The following is a 20936-nucleotide window of genomic DNA, read 5'->3' on the forward strand; positions in this document are numbered from 1 at the left end:
CGTGTTGTTGTGGCTGCCCTGCTTACAAGGCATAGCGGAACGACTTCACGTAGCCATTGCCGTTCACCGGCTTGTTCGCGCCGGATGTGGTCAGCGGCACGACGACCTCAGACGGGTACGCCTTCATATCCTCCACAGCGGTATCGATATGCACCTGATATCCGGCATCGATCAGCGTGTCCGCCAGATCCAGCGTCACGCGCAACGTCTTCCCGGCGCCAACACTGGCGCCGGAGATGCCATCCACTTTCGCGGCGCCCCCTGCGGCGCGATACCAGTCACGCAGGTTCTTGTGATACTTGGCCTTGGGCCCGGCCACCCACAACGTGCGCTGATAGCGTCCGGCGTTGTCGGTCAAATAGAGAGCGACGTAGGCACCGTCTCCGCCATAGTTGGACATCTGCGTCTCGAACGAGACCTGACGCCCGGAAGCGAGTGACGGCACGGCGAGCGCGCCCACAAGCATGGCGACAGGAAGTGCGGCTTTCATCTGAATGCTCCTGATTTGTGCAAAGCGGGGTCGTCGTTCCTGGCCAGTCGGCACACACGCTGCGTGAGCGGTGCCGCTGGCGAGGAGTACGCGGTGTGGATCCGCAGTTGGCTTCAGCGGATCTCGACCTGGGGCTTGGTAGCCGGCGTCGACGAACTGTCGGTGGCCGCATTCGCGGGCGCTGTATTCACCACTGCATTCGCCGGTGTCCTGCCCGCGCCGCGATCGCCGTGATCCCCTTCCCGCTTCATGCGCACGACGTCGAGCGTGACGGGATCAATCTTGGCCTTGAAGCGCTGACCGTCCTTATCGCGGCCCTTGATTTCATAGCAACCGTCGTCGATCTTGAGCTTGTCGACCTGCCAGCCTTTCTGTTGCGCCATGGCCCGGACCGCATCGCGCGGCTTCCAGTCGTTGATCGGCGCCTCGCAGTCATCGCGGTCGTGCGCCTGCACCGTGTGAATACCCACCGTGGCACCACCGAGCGCAAGCATCGCGAGCACGACGGTCTTTCCCATACCAATCCGAAGGCGTTTCATTGCGGCATCTCCTTGTTACGTGTGGCTTCCTTGGACGCCACAATGCGCCGCGAACCTGAAGCGAACCTTGCGATGGCAGAGAATTTTCTTCATGTTCGCGACAGGTTCGCGTGGCAATATCATGTGATACATGCTTCAGGGAAGCCGTAATGAGAGTTCTTCTCATCGAGGATGAACCGTGGCTTGGGCAGGCCGTCCGCGACCAGATCGAAAAGGACGGGCATCCGACCGACTTCGTGGCCAATCTCGCCGATGCGCGCCGACATCTTTCGGCCGCAACCTACGACCTGATCCTGCTAGACCTGCTGCTGCCCGATGGCCGCGGCCTTGATTTCCTGCGTGAACTGCGCGCGAGCGGATCGAACGTGCCCGTCATCATCCTGACCGCGCTCGATCAAGTGTCGAATCGCATTGCCGGTCTGAATGCCGGCGCGGATGACTACCTGGTCAAGCCCTTCGATCTGTCCGAACTGTCCGCGCGCGTCAGCGCGGTGGCGCGTCGGTACGCGGGTAATCCGAATCCATTGGTGAATCTTGGCGACCTGCGCATCGACACGGCCGGGCATAGCGTGATGCGCGGCGAAACCCGCGTCGACCTGACGGCCAGCGAATGGGCGCTGCTTGAGGCACTGATCCAGCATCCGGGCATGATCGTGTCGCGGGCAAGGCTCGAGGAACGGCTTTACTCCTTCAACGAGGAAGTCGGCAGCAACACCATCGAGGTCCATATGAGCCGGCTGCGCAAGAAACTTGGCGCGGATGTCATCGAGACCTTGCGCGGGCTCGGCTATCGACTCAGGCGGGACTGACGATGCTGCGCAGCCTGCAGGGCAGACTCTCGGCGGCGCTGGTGGCGGGGCTGGTCGTGCTGGCGTGCGCGGCGGCGGCAGCATCGATCCACGTGCTGCGCCAGGAAGTCGATCGTATGTCGGACAGCGCGTTGCAGGAAGCCGCGCAGCGCCTGCTGCCACTGGCGCTCACCGACATCATGCGTCGCGAGGCCGATGACGATGAGGACGACAGCAGCCGCGTCACCGCCGTGCGGCCCCACGACGAATTGCTGACCTACGTGGTCCGCGACGACAAGGGCAGTCTGCTGCTGCAGTCGCATGACGCCGATCTCAGTGTCTTTCCGGCCGGCCTGAAGCCGGGATTCTCGTCCACCCTTTCACATCGGATCTACACCGAACCCGGATTGCAGGGAACGGTTGCCCTGACGATCGCCGAACCACTTGCCGCCCGGCGGCAGGCAAAAGTCGCGGCCGCACTCTCGGTCGTCAGGGTTCTGATCCTGTTTCTTCCCGTCGGCCTGATCGGCATCTGGCTGATCGTCCGGACGGGACTTCAGCCCATCCGCCGGTTCTGCGGCAGCATCGCCGCGCGCGGCCAGAGCGATCTGACATCGCTTGAAAAGAGCGGACTGCCCACGGAGATCGCGCCGGTGGCTGATGCGGTCAACGGCCTGATGGCGCGCCTCGATCGCGCGCTGGCTGCCGAGCGCAGCTTCACCGCAAATAGCGCGCACGAACTGCGCACGCCGATTGCGGCGGCGCTCGCGCAGACGCAGCGTCTCAAGGCCGACATGCCGACCGACGACATGCGGGAGCGCGTGCAGAACGTCGAACAGTCATTGCGCACGCTGGCGCGGCTCAGCGAAAGCCTGATGCAGCTCGCGAAGGCCGAGAACGGGCGTGTGCTCGGTGACGCGCCGCAGGATTTGCGTCCGGTGATTGAACTCGTGATCGAGGACTTCCGGCGCATCGCGCATACGCCAAACCCGATCACGCTCGACCTGCCCGATCAGCCGGTCGAATCCTGGATCGATCCCGACGCCTTCGCGATCGTGGTGCGCAATCTGGTCGACAACGCGCAGAAGCACGGCGCACGTGGAGAACCCGTGCGGGTGTCGCTGTCGGAGGCGGGGGCATTCACCGTGGCAAATCGCGGGCCTGTGTTGGCCGAGAACGACCTGGCACGCCTGATGAAGCCATTCGAGCGTGGCGCGACAACAGCCAGGGGCAGCGGTCTCGGGCTGGCCATCGTCGAGGCAATTGCTCGCGGGGCTGGCGCCACGCTTACCGCGCGTTCACCGGCACCGGGGTGGCCGGATGGTTTATGGATCACGATCGACGGCTTGCCGCTTGCCTCGATGACGCCTCGGTGATCCCTCCAACCACGGGAATCCGTGGCGTCTGGCAGCAAATCCGCAGCCGGCGAATCTCATTCCGTTTAACCACTATCAACTGCTCGCCAGCTTCTGCATGATAGCGTCATATAGCTCACTATATTGCGATTGACAAAGCGCGTCCGTTGCGTGGCGGGATTCACTCCCCCGACCGGCCGCAACGACCATTTTCGCTATCCGTTCTGAACGCCATAGGAAACGACAAATGTCACAAGATTCCCATAGCGGATCCAAGCCAGGACACGCTGGCGATAGCGCGGCACACGTCTTGCCGATTGCTGCAATCGTTCATGCGGACCACGCCGGCACGGACCGCCTGCTCGCCAGATTCGTCGACGGCCTGCGCCATGCCGGACTGCGGATTCACGGGCTAGTGCAGGAACGCGCGGAGAATGCCGAGAAGACATCCACGATGCTTGTGGACCAGCACAGTGGCCAACGCTACCCCCTGTTCCAGAACCTCGGCTCGGGCTCGACATCGTGTTGCGTCGATGCAGGCAGCATTGCCGCGGCGAGCGTCGCCATGCGCCGCGCCGTCGAGGCGCGACCTGACCTTTGCGTGGCCAACCGGTTCGGTGGGCTCGAAGCCCAGGGCGGTGGACTCGCTGCCGAGATGCTGAATGTGGCCGCCGCCGGCATTCCGCTGCTGACCATCGTCTCGAACGACTATCTTCGGGCCTGGCGCGCCTTCACGGGCGATTCGGGCACGGAGCTGCAGCCGTCGATCGAGGCCATGTACCTGTGGTTCGCGGGCCTTCGCGCGCGCCATGCACGTTCATGAAGCAGGCGATCGGCCCGTCGCTACGGCATCACCACCGAATCGAGCTCCACGTCCTGCGCCTTGCGCAGCATCTCGTCAAACTCGGGGTCGGTATCCGGAAAACTCGCTTGCGCCGCAGGCCCCGCGCGGCGAGCACCAGCGGGCCGGGCACCCGACGCGCGGGCGGGTTCGGCGATCACCTCGTCGATGCGCGCAAGCAGGTACGGGAAGAACGGATTGGAAGAGATCCGGAACATCGAATCGAGGCTGACCATCAACGCGCCGCGCTCACCACGCGGTGCGATCGCGCCGAGCGAAACGCCGAAGCGCGGATTGCCTGCATCCATCGGTTGTATCCCGTATAGCTCGTCGTCCATCGGGAACGGGATCGCTACGTGCGACAGCGAAAATACCTGCGCCGGGTAAGTCATCGCGACCGGCCGCTTCGTCTCCTCCGTGGCGCCTGCGTCCACCACGCGCGCTGTCACGCCGTCCGCCCCCTCCGCTTCATTGCCGATCATCGTCAGCCTGTAGCTCACCGGCAGCGCGGGCAAGAGCCGGGCAAGCGCCTGCGTTGACGCCGGATCAATCAGAGGCCCAAGCTTGGCACGCCGGTTGACGTCGAACAGCACCAGTTCACTGCCGTTGTCCGGCAGGCTCGCGTAGAGCCGTCGGACGATTGCCGGGGTGCTCACTGTGAAGTCGATCACCGACTGAAAAGTCAGCACGGGAGGCAGGTCCTGCAGCCCGCGCTCGCGCGCGACGCGCGCAATCTGGTCTTGCAACGCGACGGTCAGCCGATGGGATTGCCGCGCCCCATTGACGGGAAACGAGTTGTACTTGAATGGATTGAACTCGGGCACGATTCCGAGCCACGCAGCCTTCTCGAAGGGCGGCAGCAATGCTGGCAGCGCGGCCAGCCCGGCGAACCGCGCATAGCGGGTCACGCCGATCATCGGCGAGATCAGGATAATCCGGGCCGGTCGCTCCAGCCTGGGGTCTTCAAGGCTATCGAGCGCGTACTTCATCGCCAGCGCGCCGCCATTGGAGAAGCCAACCAGATGGATCGGACGATCCGCACCGGCCTGAAGCCGCGCCTCGCGCACGGCAAGCCGCGTCGCCGCCATCCAGCGCTCCCATTCAACATCAGAGAGCCCGGCCGGTACCGTGCCATGGCCGGGAAGGCGAATGCCGATCGCAACGAAGCCGTCCTCCACATACCGTTGGGCGATATGCCGCAGGCTGTACGGCGAATCGGTCAGGCCATGCAGCAGGACGACCGCGCCCACGGGCTTTCCGGCCGGACGCATCTCGTACGAACGGTTCCAGTCGTGCTCGAAGCGCTCCGGGTAGATCGGGCTGCCCTCGAAATAGCGGTTCGAAGGGATTCGCGCCGCGGGCGGCAGACGGTCACTGACGTGCCGTCTGACCTGCTCGAACAGGGCGTCTTCCTGCCTCAGATAGCGGCTCCAGTCGGACCGGTCGATCTGCTCGGCACCGAGTTCGTCGGGCACATAGGTGTGCCAGAGCTGCAGCTCCGGCCCCCGTGTCGCGTCATAGGCGCGCAGCGCCAGTAGCGCCACGCCAAGCACGACCAGCACGATCGCGGCGATGCGCACCTTGCTGGTCAGACGGGATCGCGCTTTCATCTGTGGAACAGGGCCCATGCTGATTGCGACATGCGTTCAGGCCTTGCGCCTGGCCGCGCCGGCCCGCTGCGATGTCACCAATGCGGTGAGTGGCGGGGAGGATCGAATGACGAGCTTCTCGAACTCCACCACGAAGAACAGCACCACGCCTCCGGCGATCAGCCATAGCCAGTGCTCCACAGTCAGTGCCTGGGTATCGAAGATCAGCTGGAACGGGTACCAGTACGTGAACAACAACTGCAGCACCACAACGCCACCGATGCCATACCAGAGATACGGATTGCTCGAGTGGGCGCGCACGGATAGCGAGGATTCAAGCAGATGCCGGCTGTTGATCAGGTAGAAGATCTGGCCTAGCGAGATGGCGTTGACGGCCGCCGTTCGCGCCATTTCATCCGTCGCACCATGCGCCTTCATCACGAAGAACGCCGCGAGTGTGTAGATGACGAGCGCCACGCCAACGAAGCAAATTCGCCATACCCCGAAACCGGTAACGATCGACCGGTCGATCGAGCGTGGTGGCCGGCCCATGACGTCCGCTTCGTGGGGCTCGAACGACATGGCCAGGCCCAGCGCGACGGAGGAAACCGTGTTCACCCACAGGATCTGCGGCGCGGTGATTGGCAGCGTGAACCCGATCAGGATCGCGATGGCGATCACGGCGCCTTGCGCGATGTTCGTCGGCAGCATGAACAGCATCGCCTTCTCGATGTTGTTGTAGACCGTGCGACCTTCCTTCACGGCCGCCGAGATCGACGCGAAGTTGTCGTCGACGAGGATCATCCCTGCGGCCTCCTTCGTCACCTCTGTGCCCTTGATGCCCATCGCGACGCCGATATCGGCCTTCTTGAGCGCGGGTGCATCGTTGACGCCGTCGCCGGTCATTGCCACCACCTGCCGGTTGGCCTGCATCGCCTTCACGAGTCTGAGCTTGTGCTCGGGGCTGGCGCGGGCGAAGACATCGACCTCTCGCACGCATTCGCGCAGGGCCGCATCGTTCATCGCCTCGATCTCAGTACCCGCCACGGCCGTGCGGCCATCGCCGATCCCGAGCATTCCCGCCACGGCGGCCGCCGTGACCTTGTGGTCGCCGGTAATCATCGTCACCCGGATGCCACCTTCATGGCATTCCCGCACGGCGTCGATCGCCTCCTTGCGCGGCGGGTCCATCAGGCCGACGAGGCCGAGGAACACGAGCGTGTTCGGCAAGTCCTTCGGTTCGAGGCCGCCCTGGGGCAGGCCCGGATCTGGCAGCCAGGCAAGTCCCAGCACCCGCTCGCCCTGCGCAGCCATGCGATCTCCCTCCCTCGCGAAGTACGCGCGGTCGAGCGGCACCGCGCCATTCGCGGTTTGCTGGTGATCGCAATGTTCGAGAATCACCTCCGGCGCCCCCTTTACCAGCAGCATCTCGCCGTCGGCCGAGCGGTTCAGCGTCGCCATGAACTTGTGCTCGGACTCGAATGGAATGGCGTCGATCCGTGGCGCGGCCACCCCCTCGGCGGTGCGGTCCATGCCGAGCTTGGTGGCGAGCGGATAGAGCGCGCCTTCGGTGGGGTCGCCCTCCACTTTCCATCGACCGTCGTCCTCGAAGAGTTCGGCGTCGTTGCACAGCATCGACACGCGACCGATCAGCGCCAGCGGCAACGGCACGGCGTCCAGCGGCTTGCCCTCCGTGCTGAGCGCGCCTTCCGGTGCGTAGCCGTGGCCCGTCACTGCATACGATGCATCGGCCGTCACGACCGATGTCACCATCATCTCCATCATCGTCAGCGTGCCCGTCTTGTCCGAGCAGATGCGCGAGACGGAGCCCAGCGTCTCCACCGCCGGCAAACGACGGATGATGGCATTGCGTTGGGCCATCCGCTTCACGCCAATCGCGAGCGTGATGGTGATCAGCGCGGGCAGGCCTTCCGGGATGATCGACACCGCGATGCCGACGATCGCCTGGAACAGCTCCACGAAAGTCATCTTGCCGAGCCAGTGCCCCCAGGAAAACAGCACGACACTGAGAACACCGATGGCCGCCGTGATGACGTAACCGAACTTCGTGATCTGCCGCAGCAGCGGCGTCTCCAACGGATTGACCTGCCCAAGCATCTCGTTGATGCGGCCGAGTTCCGTCTGACTTCCCGTTGCCACAACCACGCCGGTGGCCCGGCCGGAGACCACCATCGTGCCGGAGAACGCCATGTTCTCGCGGTCTCCCACGGTGGACTTGGCGGGCATCGGTACCGTCGTCTTGTCGGCGGGCACGGACTCGCCGGTGAGCGCCGCTTCCTCTGTGCGCAGGTTCCTGGCTTCCACCAGGCGCAGATCGGCGGGGACCTTGTCACCCGACTCCAGCAGCACGACATCGCCCGGCACCAGTTCCTCGGCATCAAGCAGGCGCGCCGCGCCGCCGCGCAACACGCGTGCCTCGGTGGACAGCATGTTGCGGATCGAATCCAGCGCCTCTTCGGCCTTTCCCTCCTGCAGGAAGCCCAGCAACGAGTTGAGGATGACGACGGCGAAGATGATCGATGCGTCGAGCCACAGGCTCAGCATCAGCTTGGTGAAGGCCGACGCGATCAGCACATAGATCAGGATGTTGTTGAACTGGGAGACAAAGCGCGCGATGGCGCCGCGCTTCTTGCCCTGGGGCAGCCGGTTGGGTCCGTAGGTACCCAGCCGCGCGGCGGCATCGTCGGCCTCCAGGCCCTGCGAGGGATCGACACTGAAACGCCGCTCGACCTCATCGGCGGTCATGGCGTGCCAGGGTGTTTCCTCCACGCCTGATACCACGGTATCCGCTTCACTCATCTTGCATCCTCCAGGTTGCGGCGCCCGTCATGCGGCGCCATTCGCCGTCGCACTGCTTTACCTGATGTCCCGCCTGCTTTCGCTTCCTTGCCTACTTCGCCGCCTTCTTCTCCCCTTCGAGTTCCTCACGCGCCTTCGCCAGCGCCTTCGCCTGGTCAGACGATATCTCGGGGTACTGGAGGTTCAACTTCTCCACGGCCTCGACAACGGCCGCCGCGACGACAAGCCGCGTGAACCATTTTTTGTCGGCGGGCACGACATACCACGGGGCCGCCTCGGTGGAAGTCGCGCGGATCGCCGCCTCGTAGGCCTGCATGTACTCGTCCCAGTGCCGGCGCTCGCGCACGTCGGAGGGTGAGAACTTCCAACTCTTGTTAGGTTTATCAAGGCGCTTCAGGAATCGCCGTTTCTGTTCCTCGTACGACAGGTTCAGATAGAACTTGAGAATGATCACGCCCTGCCGCGTGAGGTAGTCCTCGAAGCGGGCGATGTCAGCGAGCCGTTCGTCCCAGATCTTGTCGGTAATGAGTGCCGGCGGGATCTTCTGCGCCTCCAGCAGGTGCCGGTGCACCCGCACCACGAGCACGTCCTCGTAGTAGGACCGATTGAAGATGCCGATGCGTCCGCGCTGGGGCACCTTCGCAAGGTATCGCCAGAGAAAATCGTGCGAGAGTTCTTCATGGGACGGCTGCTTGAACGAGAAGACATCGCACCCCTGCGGATTGATGCCAGACATGACGTGCTTGATCGTCCCGTCCTTGCCGGCCGCGTCCATGGCCTGGAACACCAGCAGCACCGACCAGGAGTCCTGCGCGTAGAGCACGTCCTGCTCTATCGCCAGCCATTCCGATCCGTGGCGAAGCAGGTCCGCCGCCTCGCCTTTCTTCATCTCGAAGCCCAGCGTATCGGCAGGATCGAAGTCCGCCAGACGGAACCCCTCGCCCTGCGTGATGCGGAACGGATTGATATAGCTCCCCAGGGTGCCCAGTATCTCTTTGCGAGGCATTGCCAACTCCTCCCCAGCTTCGGCCGTCGGCAACGCACTGCCAACGAACAAAAAAGCCCTGACGTGGCTCCAGGGCTCGATAGCCGCGACAAGCGAAGTGCTATGCGCTCGCTCCCGTCCCGACTCTAAATTGACTGTAGCAGGTCACACGGAAACCGGAAGCCCTATCTGTCACTTTTTGCCAGGGACGGCATTGTCAAGAGCAGCGGCTCGGTGCCAAGCAAGGCGCAGCACGATATCGCGCTGGAGACGATTTGCAGCGTGGATGGGGTTCGCTCGATTCACGACAGCTTGAAGGTGGCCTCACGCTGAGGATGGGCGAAAGCGAGCGGCGGTAAAACAGTCAGGCTCCGCAGACGAGCCTGCGTGCGGCTAGCACTGGCCCTTCTTGGCCTTGCCGGGCGGGCAGAAGGACTCGTTCCCGTACTGGTCGACACGACAATTGCCCTTCTTCGCCTGTCCCGGCGGGCAGCCCGGACCAGCGGCAGAATCATCATAGGGGTACGGGCCGACGGCGCACCCCGTCAGCAATGCGGCACATGAGACGATCGTCAGCAGCAGAGCCTTCATCATTCCTTCCCTCCTGAAAATCGAAAAAAGGATACTACGGCACTCCGCGCGGGGAAACGTGAAGCTGGTAATCGCGTGTAACGATGCCAGAGCCGCCGAAAAATAAATCCGCCCTAGGTGGAATAAGCACCCCCCTCCCCGCGTCTACCCAACAACGGCCCGCTCCGGGCCCATGGAACGACGCGAGGAATCATGGTCTCCTTCTATCGACTGCCCACACCTCCAGCCATTGGTGCGGTGCTGTTCCTGCTGACGGCGCTGACCGCTGCCGCACCCGCAACCGCTCTTGCCGCCACCGCCACTGGCTCGGACGCCGAGCGGTTCGCGGCGGAGAACGAAGTGGCGATGACAAGAATGATGGACGGCATGTCGGTCCACCCTAGTGGCAATGTCGACGAAGACTTCGCGGCGATGATGATCCCGCACCACCAAGGCGCCATCGACATGGCCATGGCGGAACTCCGCTACGGCAAGAACGAGCAGCTCAGGCGCATCGCGCAGGAAATCATCGTCGATCAGATGCAGGAGATCGCCGCGATGCGGCTGGCGCTTGGACAGCCGCTTCCGCCGTCCGCGCCAGCACCAACCCAGCTAGCACCAACCCAGCCGGTGGCCTCCACACCGTCGCCGTCGCAGCCCGCCAACCACGACCACTCCGCCCACGCGCACTGATGCAAGGCCCGATCATGAAACCCAGCCCCCTTGGACACGCCATTTCGCTTTCCCTCGCGTTGATGATCGGTGCCGCCGGCATCGCCAGCGTCGCCCTTGCCGGCCAGGCCCCTGGCCCATTGAATGCGCCGGACGTGCCCATCAGCCACCGGGACCGTGTCTACGCGGCCGAACAGTTCTCGAACACCGTCTCCGTCACCGATCCGGCCGACAACCGGTTGCTCGGTGTTATCCGGCTGGGCGACCCCGCGCCCGGCAATCTGAGTCCGTTGTACCGCGGCCAGCTGCTGGTTCACGGCATGGGCTTCTCGCCGGACCATCGCACGCTCGCGATCGTCTCCATCGGGTCGAACTCAGTGTCGTTCATCGATACGGCCACCAATGCGGTCAAGCATGTCACCTACGTGGGACGCTCGCCGCATGAGGCGTTCTACACGCCGAATGGCAAGGAAGTGTGGATCACCGTGCGCGGCGAAAACTACATCGCAGTTCTCGACGCCGCGACGTTCGCGGAGACCGCCCGCATCAAGGTTGCCGACGGCCCAGGCATGCAGATCTTCTCGCCAGACGGCAAGTACGGCTACATCTGCTCGTCGTTCAACCCCGAAACGGCGGTCGTGAGCGTGGCCGACCACAAGATCGTGGGCCGCGTGAAGCAGGAAAGTCCGTTCTGCCCGAACATCGCGGCCACACCGGATGGCAAACAGGTCTGGTTCACGCTGAAAGACGTCGGCAAGACGCAGGTGTTCGAGGCACAGCCTCCGTTCCGCCCGATCAGGACAATCGAGACGGGCCCGATCACCAATCACGTCAACTTCGCGCACACGGCGGCGGGCACGCTTGCCTATGTCACGATCGGCGGCCTGAACCAGGTCAAGGTATTCCGCACCGACGACTTCTCCCCGGTGGCCACCATTCCCGTGGGTAGCCTTCCTCACGGTGTCTGGCCGTCGGGCGACGGGAGCCGGATCTACGTCGGACTGGAGAATGCCGACAAGCTGGCCGTCATCGATACCGCCACGAACCAGGTCGTCGCCAACGTGCCGGTGGGTCAGGCGCCGCAGGCGATTGCCTACGTGCCGAATGCGGTACCCGATGGCGATGGCACACAAGGACTGCAGCCGCCAGGCCTGGCTGGCCAGAGCACGCAATTGAAGTTGCTGCGTGTCGAGAACGGCAAGCCGGTGGCCACGGACAACGCCCCCACCAGCGTGACGCTGTTCGACCAGGGCCTGCTTCAGGTTCTGCAGGCCTCGGCAACGGGGCTGCAACCGAAGCACGCGTACGTACTGGCGCTGGCCCGCCATGCGGACGGCACCGGATCGCTGGAGCCGCTCGCCTCGTTCATGACGAACCCCGCCGGCTCGGCTATTGTCAATGCAATCGGCCCCATCCGGCAGATCGTGCAGGACAACGCCACCGTGGAGGGACGACGCTTTCTCGTCATCGCCCCGTCGGAAAACGGCAAACCCGCCGCACCTGTTCAGGTGCAGGCGCTCTAGCCCAAGGACGATCATGCTGTCCCCCCTGAAGGAGACACCGCTGCCGTGAAGGACTTGCTGCAACAGGTCGAGCCGATGATTCCGGCGTTGCGCCGCTATGCCCGCGCGCTATTGCGCGAGCAGGCGGCCGCGGACGATCTCGTGCAGGACTGCCTGGAAAAGGTCATCACGTACTGGGACAGCCGCCGCAGCCGCGCGGACACCCGTAGCTGGGTATTCGCCATCCTGCATAACCTGGCGATGACGGCCCTGCGCCGCCATGCCAGCGCGCAAGGGCTGCACGTGGCTATCGACGACGTGGCGGAGTCCCTCATGACCGTGCCGCCGGCCCAGGAAGACGCACTGCGTTATCGGGACCTGCTGAGCGCAGTCGATACTCTTCCCGCCGAACAGCGGAGCGTGCTCCTGCTGGTCTCGGTGGAGGAGATGTCGTACGCCGAGACCGCACGCATTCTTGAGATTCCCGTCGGCACCGTGATGTCGCGCCTGTCTCGCGCGCGGGAAAAACTACTGAGGCAGATGGAACCCGGCCTGAAGGCGGCCCCGGCATCCGGACTGCGGAGGGTCAAATGAACGAGCATCGACCGATACAGGAAGAGGAACTGCTGGCCTATGTCGACCACGCGCTCGACCCCACGCGCCTGCGCGAGATCGAGGCATACCTGCAGCAGCATCCCGACGTCGCGACCCGCATCGAGGGCTACATGGCCCAGCGCGAGCAGCTGCGCGCCGCGCTCGCCCCAATCGCAGACGAACCGGTTCCGCCAGAACTGAACCTGCGGCACATGCTGACGGCACGACGCGCCCGCGCCAGCCATCCGTGGCGGCTGGCGGCTTCCGTCTTCGTCGCCATGTGCCTTGGTGGCATCGGCGGCTGGATGGGACGCGGCGCGACCGAGCCGCCCACCGGCGGCATCGCCGCACTGGCGCGCGAAGCCACGGCCAGCTTCCAGGTATTTGCCGCCGACCCGATACGTCCCGTGGAAATGGGCGCCGCCGACAGCAACGACCTGGTGAACTGGGTCTCCTCGCGGCTGCGTCGCCAGATTGCCGTGCCGGACCTCGGCAAGGCAGGCTATCGCTGCATCGGCGGGCGCCTCGTCGCCACCGAGCATGGACCCGCCGGCCTCTTCATGTACGAGGACGGTCACGGCACACGCCTGGCGATGCTGGTACGCCCGATGGCCATCGAAGGCGACACACCAATGAAGGCACACGTACAAGCCGGCGTGGCGGGGTACTCATGGGCCAATCAGGGCCTTGGATACAGCCTGGTGGCATCGGCGTCCACCAGCGGCCTCCATCCCCTTGCCGACGAGATGCGCCGGCAGATCAATGGACGGGATGGATCGGTAGGCCCCAGCAGCAAACATCCTTCGCTGTAGGGGCGGCCCGTCGGCTTCCGCTTGCACCCAAGGGCACTGCCTCTGCCCTTCACCTCAATGGCGTACCGTCGATGCGCCATCAGTACTGCTCACCTGTTCACCGTGGCACCGGGTTGCGAGGATCAAGAACTGCGAACGGATCCACGCAGTCCGGCAGCACCACCGGTTGCGAACGTCACGGACAAGACTCTGCCGAACGATCCGCTTGTCACGTAACACCCGAAATCTGCAACGACAGGAACGGCATTCTCAGATACGTATTCCATCGAAAACCGCAGGGCAAATCTAAAGCAAATATTTCATGTCGAGGCGCATCCTGCACCCAAAAAACTAACTTCTGACACTCAGGAAGTTCGCTCAGAATTCTGTGCAGTCAGGCTCGTACTTGTCGGGATACACGGGTCTGCACACCTGGCCAACGCCCCCAAAACCAGGCCGGCACAAATTCGATTGGGACAATCAAAGAGGAAAACATGAAGAACAGCCGATTTCGCGCGAGCGTCGTGACGCTCGTCTCCGCCGCGGTGCTCTCCCAGTTCGGCGCGGCCTATGCCCAGGACGCGCGGAAGGACGCCACCGGCGCGACCAAGGCCGCCAACCAGAAACTCCTCAGCGAATTGCCTTTCTCGGATCGCTCCGATTTCGATGACGCACACCGCGGCTTTGTCGCGCCACTGCCGAACGCGCTGATCAAGGGGCCGTCGGGCAACCCCATCTGGAACCCGAACCAGTACGCCTTTATCAAGGAAGGCTCCCAGGCGCCTGGCACGGTCAACCCGAGCCTCTGGCGTCAGGCTCAGCTGATCAACATCAGCGGCCTGTTCCAGGTGACCGATGGCATCTATCAGGTTCGGAATCAGGACCTGTCGAACATGACCATCATCGAGGGCAAGGAAGGCATCACGGTCGTTGACCCCCTCGTCTCGGAAGAAACGGCCAAGGTCGCCATCGATCTCTACTATGCCAATCGCGGCCGCAAGCCCGTGAAGGCGGTGATCTACACGCACAGCCACGTTGACCACTATGGCGGCGTACGTGGCGTGATCAGCCAGGACGACGTCTCCTCCGGTAAGGTCAAGATCTACGCGCCGGAGGGCTTCCTGGAAGCCGCGGTGGCGGAGAACGTCATGGCCGGCAACGCCATGAGCCGCCGCGCCAGCTACATGTACGGCAATCTGCTGCCCGCCGATGAAAAGGGCCAGGTCGGCGCCGGTCTCGGCACCACGACCTCGGCCGGCACCGTCACGCTGTTGTCTCCGACGGACACGATCACCAAGACCGGTGAAAAGCGCGTCATCGACGGCCTGACCTACGAGTTCCTGATGGCTCCTGGCTCGGAAGCTCCGGCCGAGATGCTGTGGTACATCGAGGAAAAGCGCGCGATCTCCGCAGCCGAGGATTGCACACACACGCTGCACAACACGTATTCGCTGCGTGGCGCCAAGATCCGCGAGCCGCTGCCCTGGTCGAAGTACCTGAACCAGGCCCTGACCATGTGGGGCGCCAAGGCGGATGTCATGTTCGCCCAGCACCACTGGCCGAGCTTCGGCCAGAAGAACGTGGTACACCTGCTGCGCCAGCAGCGCGACCTGTATCGCTACATCAACGACGAGACGCTGCGCCTGGCCAATCAGGGCGAGACGATGGTCGAGATCGCGGACAAGTTCAAGCTGCCGCCCGACCTCGCCAACATGTGGGCCAACCGTGGCTACTACGGCTCCGTCAGCCACGACGTGAAGGCGACCTACGTCCTTTACCTCGGCTGGTTCAATGGCAACCCCGCCACGCTGGACGAATTGACGCCGGTGGAAGCCAGCAAGCGCTACGTCGAGTTCATGGGCGGGGCCAGTGCCGTGCTGTCGAAGGCCAAGCAGGCGTACGACAAGGGTGAGTATCGCTGGGTGGCCCAGGTGGTCAACCACGTGGTGTTTGCCGATCCGTCGAACAAGGCCGCCAAGAACCTCCAGGCCGACGCGCTCGAGCAACTGGGCTATCAGGCCGAATCCGGCCCGTGGCGCAACTTCTACCTGACCGGTGCCAAGGAATTGCGCGAAGGCGTGAAGAAGCTGCCCACGCCGAACACCGCCAGCGGCGATACGGTGAAGGCCATGACGCCGGAGATGTTCTTCGACTATCTCAGCGTTCGCGTGAACCGCGCCAAGGCGGCCAATGCGAAGATCGCGCTGAACGTCGACTTCGGCAAGGAAGGCGGCAAGTATCTGCTGGAACTTGAGAACGGCGTGCTCAACCACACGGCAGGCGTCGAATCCGCCAACGCGGATGCCTCCGTGGCGATGTCGCGCGACACGCTGAACGGCATCATCCTGCAACAGACGAAGCTGGCCGACGCGATCAAGAATGGATCGGCGAAGGTCACTGGCAATCAGGCGAAGCTCGACGAACTGGTGAGCTACCTCGACCACTTCGAGTTCTGGTTCAACATCGTCACGCCGTAAGGTAAAAAAAGGCCCCGGCGCTTGCCTCAAGCACCGGGGCCTTTTGCCGCTCGTTAGTCTGAACGCGGTGGCTACATGCGGAAGTCCGCCGCCATGTCCTCGTCACTGCGGGCTTCGATCTTGCCCGTCCGACACGCGAGCTTGAACGCCTCGTAATCCTTCAGATTCTGAGTGGCGCAAGCGAACGAGTAATCGGTGATCGCATCGGCGAACCGCTCCCCGCTGCCCAGGTAGGCCGCGATCTCCACTGCCTTCCCGCTCGCCTTCGCGTGCGCGCGTGCCAACGCCCAACCGCAGAAGCGCGCATATCCCTGCAGTACCCCGTTGCTCATGCTTTCGACGTCGGCCGATACCTTCATATCGCGCAACTGACGGAAGTAGAACTGTCGATTTGCCGGGCCAGACGTCCAGCCAAGGAACGCATCGCTGGCCGCCTGCAGCAGGCGCTGACCCGAAACGACACGCTGACCCTGATGCGCCGGGCCTTCAGCGTCATAGTGAAGCGCGATTACCGAGTCCCTGGCTTCCTTAACCTGCAGGAACAGCGGTTGCTCGTGGCTGTCCACCATCAGCAGCACCAGACAGAAGGTACCCACACTGCCGACCCCTACCACTTTGAAGGCAACGTCCTGCAGGGAAAAGTGGTCGATCAGCGCGCGTCGCTCCGAGGGAAGCGTTTTCAGATACCCGTCGAAAGCGCGGGCCAGCTTGCCTCGCCACGCCTCGGTGTTGGACCATTGGTCGTGCTCGCCAAGCAGCGAAGTGGGGCCGCTGGGATGAAAGATCGCCGGCGGCGCGTCCTGAATCCACCATTGCCCGTCACGCTGCGCGGCCATCTTGTTCAACATGCTTTCGTTGGTCCGCCCTGCGGCCTTTTCCTTCGCCTTGAGAATCGTTCGGCGGCCCTCGTCGCTCGTCGCGGCTTCGAGCATGCGTTCGAACGAGACAATCTCGTTCCAGAGATCCAGCGCGCTGTACCCGGCGTACTCCTCCATGCGGTCGCGGTATTCGTGCACAGCCGTCGCCACGATGTCGCTGACCGTGTCCCGGGCGATACCCATATGCTCGCCGGCGATGGCCAGGCTTCCGGCAAGGCGCTTGACGTCCCACTCCCAGGGGCCCACGGCCACTTCGTCGAAATCGTTCAGATCGAAGACAAGCTGCCGCTCCGGTGTGGCAAAGCCCCCGAAATTCATCAGGTGTGCGTCGCCGCAGATTGGGAATGCGATGCCTGCATTTGCCGTGGCGGCAAGATCGTGCGCCTGGAGAATCGCGCTGCCACGAAAGAACGTGAATGGCGACACCGACATGCGCCCATAGCGCAGCGGCACCAGCGCCTCCACGCGCCCCGCGCTGTTCTGCTCCAGCAACGCCACCGGATCACGGTCGATGTTGCCGATCTCGGCATTTGACGATCGCTTTGCGCGGCTGCGTGCTTCACGTCCAATCGCCTGCCGTTCTGCCAGGGTGCGGATGTCTGCCATTTTCGGGCCTCCTGTAGGTGGGATGCGGTGACATGCGGAGCGCTGCCGCGTGAATGGATCGGCTGCCTGCCTTCCGAACGCAAGGTCGGGCATACGGAGGAAATCTAGTGTATGGCAACTGCCGTTCGTACTGTGTGCGCATCGCCACCCAATGTATCCCGCTTTCCACTTGCGAGACACCGGAAATCATGGCGTACCGGACACTGCCCCGAAGGGCAATTGATTACCCCGACTACCTATGGCTTCAGGCGCGGCCTGGGACCACCGAGGCAGCAGTGCTATCGCAGCTTCTGACACGTCCGTCATTGCCACGCCATCTGTCCCAACACGCTTGAAGCAACCCATGACCATCGACTGAATCCTTTTCATACGCGCAAGAGAAGATTCACTTCATAAGGAAACCGGCTTCAGCGATAGTTTGATGCCGGCTGCCGGCAACATCGCACTTCTCACGCATACGCCATCTGGCCTATAACGTTGAGGGCGCACTTGCGCCGCCAGCCGTGTTTCATTCGCCACTCAGCCAACGCTGCGGGCGCCACTGAATCAGGGGATTGAAATGAGCAAGCTGATCGGGACGATCAAGCACGAATTCATGGAGATGCTGCCGCCGACGATCTACTTCTTCGTCATCCTTCATATCGTCGCGATCATCCGGGCACTCATGGTCAGGGGAACTGGCATCGAGCTGGAGACCACCGCGTCGGTGGCATTGGCTGCCCTGATCCTCGGCAAGGCAGTGTTGCTGGCCGACATGCTCCCGTTCATCAACCGGTTCCCGGAAAAGCCGTTGATCTGGAATGTTGGATGGAAGACGGTGATGTACAGCCTGGTGGCCCTGTTCATTCATTATCTGGAGCGCCTTTACGATTTCTGGAAGGAGGCGCCCGGCTTTGCCGCAGCCAACAAGCTGCTGGTCTCCGAGATCAATTGGCCGCGGTTCTGGGCAATACAGATTCTGCTGCTGACGCTTGTGCTCATGTACTGCACCCTCGCCGAACTGGCGCGTGCGATTGGTCGCGAAAAATTCAAGCGGGCGTTCTTCGGGCCGCTCCCGGACAACATGGCCCGTCGGTCCGTCAACGAAGGCTGATCAACACGCTCACCGCGTTTCCGCGCTGATCCCACTTCGTCCCATACATCGCGATCGTGTTAGCTGCCGCCCCCGCCTCGCACGTGCACCGCAATCATCACGCGCCAACGCCGCAGCGTGGATTCGGCATGCCTGCGCAGTTGAACCGTTACGGGATTCCATGCGGCCGGCGACTTCGTCCGATCTGGTGGCCCGGACGATCCATGAATACTGCAGTCAGCCAAACCCGTTCTTCCACGGTCGCCAATGGCGGCCGTCTCAGCAGGCCATGCCCACCACCGGAATCCGGCGAAGGCATCCATATCCAAGGGGGTTCGCTATGAATCGTGCATTGTGTATTGCCGCGCTGGCCATTTCGCTGGGCGCGTGCAGCAGTCCGGCCCCGCAGGCCACCTCTTCACCCGCGCCAGACACCCAGACGGCTGCCACGGCGCCGCCGCCAGAAAGCAAGCCTGACGCCAACGCCGTGAACCCCGATGCCATCCAGGCCTTGAAGGACATGGGTGGATACCTGCAGACGCTGAAGCAGTTCTCCGTCAAGATCGACCTCGATGGCGAACGCGTACTCGAAGACGGACAGAAGCTGCAGCATTCGGCCAGCGCCCGCGTCGATGCCGATCGACCCGACAAGATGCGTGTGCAGATGCGAAGTGCACGGGCACAGCGTGACCTGTACTACGACGGGCATAAGGTTGCGCTCTATTACCCGGAAAGCAACTACTACAGCACGGTCGACTCGAGCGACAACCTGAGCAACCTCGTGGTCAAACTGCGGGAGCGCTTCGGCATCGAGGTACCGGTTGACGACCTGTTCCTGTGGGGCACGCCGAATGCACCAACGAACGGCATCACATCCGCCATGGTCGCGGGACAGGACTTGATCGACGGCCAGTTGTGCGACCAGTACGCATTCCGTCAGGGCATGATCGACTGGCAGATCTGGATCGCCTCCGGTAACCAGCCACTGCCGCGAAAGATCGTGGTCACAAACCGGAGCGATGAAGCACGGCCGCAATCCGTGACGTGGCTGACCTGGAACCTGAAGCCGAAGTTCACAGCTTCCACCTTCCATTTCACGCCGCCCAAGGGAGCGAAAGTCGCCGAGTTCGTCCCCCTCAAGAATCAATGAAGGAGCCACCAATGAAACACTCTCTCAATCAGGCGATCGTAGCGCTGCTGGGTGCAGTCATCGTGGTGGCAAGTGGATGGGCACCCGTTGCCGAAGCACGCGGCGGTGGCGGTGGTGGTGGATTTCACGGAGGCGGAGGCGGAGGTGGGGGCGGTGGTGGACGGGGTGGTGGTGGCGCGGCAGTGAACGCGCAGGCACACAGGCCGGCTGACGCACGCGCCAACAACGTCCGCAGCACCAGCGTGAACAGTGTCAACACCAATCGGAACGTCAACGTCAACACCAACCGGAACGTCAACGTCAACGTTGAAAACCACGGCGGTTGCTGCGGCGGCGGCTGGGACAATGACTATCACCCGGTGGCAACCGCGGCGGCGGTCACGGCGACCGTGGCGGTGACCTCTGCCGTCATCGGCTCCGTCGTACGGTCCGTTCCGCCAAGCTGTGCGCCAGTCAATTACGGCGGCATGGTCTACCAGCAGTGTGGCACCACGTGGTATCAACCGCAGGGATCACAGTACGTGGTGGTGAACGCGCCGTACTGATGGCAACCTGAGCGGTTGCTCCGCCGCATCGCATTCGCAGGCCGATGACGTTGCGGCGGGGGCTGCCAGCAAAGGCAGCCCCATTTCCCCGCAACCCAAATTGCGGCTCGGTCCAAAGCGGAAACTGACGTCCGCATGAGCCGGTGCATGGCGCGGATGCCGCGACATGCACCGCAGGAAGTTCATTCGAGGCGCTCGCCCCGGATGGTATGGATCTTCACGGTGACCCTGTGCAGTAACGGGTAGCCCTTCCGGGACCCGGTCCGGGAATCTGCCTTCCGGGATCGGCCCTTCTTTTCCCCACACCACACGCGAATGCACACGCGCCAGATCGCTGACAGCGTCAAAAATTGACGACTCGAATTGCCCCGCAATATCGAAGGTTCTAAAGCGGCGTTCTCAAAGAATTCAACCCGAACTGAGGACGCAACTCTTATATTGAATTACTCCCGTTCCACTTGCAGGCTGGGCAACGCATGACCGCTTCTGCCTGCGATGCATGAGAAAGCACGCCTCGCGATGAAACCGGAAGCCGCCCTCAAATTCCAGCCATCGAGCCGCACCCTGGCACTGGAGCCTCGCCTGCTGTACGACGCCGCCGCTGGTGCCGCTGTCGAGCAGCAGCACTCGCAACACTGGCCCAGCCAGACGCAGTCAGGACTGCCCCGACCG

General features: G+C 63.2%; 17 protein-coding genes and 1 pseudogene. 11 read left to right on the forward strand and 7 right to left on the reverse strand.

What is annotated here, in order from left to right; all coding sequences use genetic code 11:
• Nucleotides 1–22: 22 nt before the first annotated feature.
• A complete protein-coding gene (locus tag K6G35_RS17465; protein WP_186426787.1) occupies nucleotides 23–490 on the reverse strand; it encodes a DUF2271 domain-containing protein in 468 nt (155 codons plus the stop codon).
• Between the two features lie 113 nt (nucleotides 491–603).
• The gene (locus K6G35_RS17470; protein WP_008644221.1) at nucleotides 604–1029 is read right to left on the reverse strand and encodes a PepSY domain-containing protein; all 426 of its coding nucleotides are present in this window, start codon (nucleotides 1027–1029) and stop codon (nucleotides 604–606) included.
• A 149-nt stretch (nucleotides 1030–1178) separates the two neighbouring features.
• Here K6G35_RS17470 and K6G35_RS17475 point away from each other — a divergent pair, with 149 nt between their 5' ends.
• From K6G35_RS17475 to K6G35_RS17485, 3 genes are all read left to right on the forward strand, one after another.
• On the forward strand, nucleotides 1179–1838 hold the full coding sequence (locus K6G35_RS17475; RefSeq protein ID WP_008644219.1) for a response regulator: 660 nt from the start codon (nucleotides 1179–1181) through the stop codon (nucleotides 1836–1838).
• 2 nt (nucleotides 1839–1840) lie between these two features.
• Entirely contained in the window at nucleotides 1841–3193 is a 1353-nt protein-coding gene (locus K6G35_RS17480) for a sensor histidine kinase (RefSeq protein WP_008644217.1), read from the forward strand.
• A 226-nt stretch (nucleotides 3194–3419) separates the two neighbouring features.
• Nucleotides 3420–3995: a DUF2478 domain-containing protein gene (locus K6G35_RS17485; RefSeq protein ID WP_495676812.1), complete on the forward strand. Its 576-nt coding sequence runs from the start codon at nucleotides 3420–3422 to the stop codon at nucleotides 3993–3995.
• 20 nt (nucleotides 3996–4015) lie between these two features.
• On the opposite strand, the gene K6G35_RS17490 is transcribed toward K6G35_RS17485, so the two are convergent.
• From K6G35_RS17490 to K6G35_RS17505, 4 genes are all read right to left on the reverse strand, one after another.
• Nucleotides 4016–5623, reverse strand: a complete 1608-nt coding sequence (locus tag K6G35_RS17490; protein ID WP_035880947.1) for an alpha/beta hydrolase — start codon at nucleotides 5621–5623, stop codon at nucleotides 4016–4018.
• Nucleotides 5624–5659: 36 nt separating this feature from the next.
• A complete protein-coding gene (locus K6G35_RS17495; RefSeq protein WP_286881128.1) occupies nucleotides 5660–8422 on the reverse strand; it encodes a cation-translocating P-type ATPase in 2763 nt (920 codons plus the stop codon).
• A gap of 91 nt (nucleotides 8423–8513) precedes the next feature.
• A complete protein-coding gene (locus K6G35_RS17500) occupies nucleotides 8514–9428 on the reverse strand; it encodes a polyphosphate kinase 2 family protein (RefSeq protein ID WP_008644210.1) in 915 nt (304 codons plus the stop codon).
• 372 nt (nucleotides 9429–9800) lie between these two features.
• Nucleotides 9801–10001, reverse strand: coding sequence for a hypothetical protein (locus K6G35_RS17505; protein WP_008644208.1), 201 nt, complete (start codon nucleotides 9999–10001; stop codon nucleotides 9801–9803).
• Nucleotides 10002–10190: 189 nt separating this feature from the next.
• Between K6G35_RS17505 and K6G35_RS17510 the strand changes: the two genes are divergently transcribed.
• The 5 genes and pseudogenes from K6G35_RS17510 (at nucleotide 10191) to K6G35_RS17530 (ending at nucleotide 16013) form a co-directional block, all read left to right on the forward strand.
• The gene (locus K6G35_RS17510; protein WP_286881130.1) at nucleotides 10191–10670 is read left to right on the forward strand and encodes a DUF305 domain-containing protein; all 480 of its coding nucleotides are present in this window, start codon (nucleotides 10191–10193) and stop codon (nucleotides 10668–10670) included.
• A gap of 14 nt (nucleotides 10671–10684) precedes the next feature.
• Nucleotides 10685–12172, forward strand: a complete 1488-nt coding sequence (locus K6G35_RS17515) for a YncE family protein (protein ID WP_411860094.1) — start codon at nucleotides 10685–10687, stop codon at nucleotides 12170–12172.
• A gap of 39 nt (nucleotides 12173–12211) precedes the next feature.
• Nucleotides 12212–12745 (forward strand): annotated as a pseudogene (locus tag K6G35_RS17520) (RNA polymerase sigma factor); the annotation flags it as partial.
• Nucleotides 12742–13557 (forward strand): anti-sigma factor family protein, encoded by an 816-nt coding sequence (locus K6G35_RS17525; RefSeq protein ID WP_495676813.1) that lies wholly within the window; start codon nucleotides 12742–12744, stop codon nucleotides 13555–13557. The pseudogene K6G35_RS17520 and the gene K6G35_RS17525, both read left to right, overlap by 4 nt.
• 473 nt (nucleotides 13558–14030) lie before the next feature.
• Nucleotides 14031–16013 (forward strand): alkyl/aryl-sulfatase, encoded by a 1983-nt coding sequence (locus K6G35_RS17530; RefSeq protein ID WP_035880940.1) that lies wholly within the window; start codon nucleotides 14031–14033, stop codon nucleotides 16011–16013.
• A 71-nt stretch (nucleotides 16014–16084) separates the two neighbouring features.
• Here the strand turns inward: K6G35_RS17530 and K6G35_RS17535 are convergent, their stop codons facing one another.
• On the reverse strand, nucleotides 16085–17497 hold the full coding sequence (locus K6G35_RS17535) for a DUF2252 domain-containing protein (RefSeq protein ID WP_495676814.1): 1413 nt from the start codon (nucleotides 17495–17497) through the stop codon (nucleotides 16085–16087).
• 559 nt (nucleotides 17498–18056) lie between these two features.
• On the opposite strand from K6G35_RS17535, the gene K6G35_RS17540 reads away from it, so the two are divergent.
• The 3 genes from K6G35_RS17540 (at nucleotide 18057) to K6G35_RS17550 (ending at nucleotide 20264) form a co-directional block, all read left to right on the forward strand.
• Entirely contained in the window at nucleotides 18057–18590 is a 534-nt protein-coding gene (locus tag K6G35_RS17540) for a hypothetical protein (RefSeq protein WP_495676815.1), read from the forward strand.
• A gap of 319 nt (nucleotides 18591–18909) precedes the next feature.
• A complete protein-coding gene (locus K6G35_RS17545) occupies nucleotides 18910–19719 on the forward strand; it encodes a DUF2092 domain-containing protein (RefSeq protein ID WP_008644191.1) in 810 nt (269 codons plus the stop codon).
• An 11-nt stretch (nucleotides 19720–19730) separates the two neighbouring features.
• Entirely contained in the window at nucleotides 19731–20264 is a 534-nt protein-coding gene (locus K6G35_RS17550; protein ID WP_040010956.1) for a hypothetical protein, read from the forward strand.
• The last annotated feature ends 672 nt before the right edge of the window (nucleotides 20265–20936 follow it).

This window comes from Cupriavidus sp. HY129 (assembly GCF_059492215.1).

Bases quoted from the DNA above. Each gene is read 5' to 3' on its own strand.
- K6G35_RS17525 (WP_495676813.1), top strand. From the start codon at position 12,742: ATGAACGAGCATCGACCGATACAGGAAGAGGAACTGCTGGCCTATGTC.
- K6G35_RS17535 (WP_495676814.1), bottom strand. From the start codon at position 17,497: ATGGCAGACATCCGCACCCTGGCAGAACGGCAGGCGATTGGACGTGAA.
- K6G35_RS17470 (WP_008644221.1), bottom strand. From the start codon at position 1,029: ATGAAACGCCTTCGGATTGGTATGGGAAAGACCGTCGTGCTCGCGATG.
- K6G35_RS17515 (WP_411860094.1), top strand. From the start codon at position 10,685: ATGAAACCCAGCCCCCTTGGACACGCCATTTCGCTTTCCCTCGCGTTG.
- K6G35_RS17545 (WP_008644191.1), top strand. From the start codon at position 18,910: ATGAATCGTGCATTGTGTATTGCCGCGCTGGCCATTTCGCTGGGCGCG.
- K6G35_RS17500 (WP_008644210.1), bottom strand. From the start codon at position 9,428: ATGCCTCGCAAAGAGATACTGGGCACCCTGGGGAGCTATATCAATCCG.
- K6G35_RS17475 (WP_008644219.1), top strand. From the start codon at position 1,179: ATGAGAGTTCTTCTCATCGAGGATGAACCGTGGCTTGGGCAGGCCGTC.
- K6G35_RS17490 (WP_035880947.1), bottom strand. From the start codon at position 5,623: ATGAAAGCGCGATCCCGTCTGACCAGCAAGGTGCGCATCGCCGCGATC.
- K6G35_RS17540 (WP_495676815.1), top strand. From the start codon at position 18,057: ATGAGCAAGCTGATCGGGACGATCAAGCACGAATTCATGGAGATGCTG.
- K6G35_RS17510 (WP_286881130.1), top strand. From the start codon at position 10,191: ATGGTCTCCTTCTATCGACTGCCCACACCTCCAGCCATTGGTGCGGTG.
- K6G35_RS17530 (WP_035880940.1), top strand. From the start codon at position 14,031: ATGAAGAACAGCCGATTTCGCGCGAGCGTCGTGACGCTCGTCTCCGCC.
- K6G35_RS17485 (WP_495676812.1), top strand. From the start codon at position 3,420: ATGTCACAAGATTCCCATAGCGGATCCAAGCCAGGACACGCTGGCGAT.
- K6G35_RS17550 (WP_040010956.1), top strand. From the start codon at position 19,731: ATGAAACACTCTCTCAATCAGGCGATCGTAGCGCTGCTGGGTGCAGTC.
- K6G35_RS17480 (WP_008644217.1), top strand. From the start codon at position 1,841: ATGCTGCGCAGCCTGCAGGGCAGACTCTCGGCGGCGCTGGTGGCGGGG.
- K6G35_RS17505 (WP_008644208.1), bottom strand. From the start codon at position 10,001: ATGATGAAGGCTCTGCTGCTGACGATCGTCTCATGTGCCGCATTGCTG.
- K6G35_RS17465 (WP_186426787.1), bottom strand. From the start codon at position 490: ATGAAAGCCGCACTTCCTGTCGCCATGCTTGTGGGCGCGCTCGCCGTG.
- K6G35_RS17495 (WP_286881128.1), bottom strand. From the start codon at position 8,422: ATGAGTGAAGCGGATACCGTGGTATCAGGCGTGGAGGAAACACCCTGG.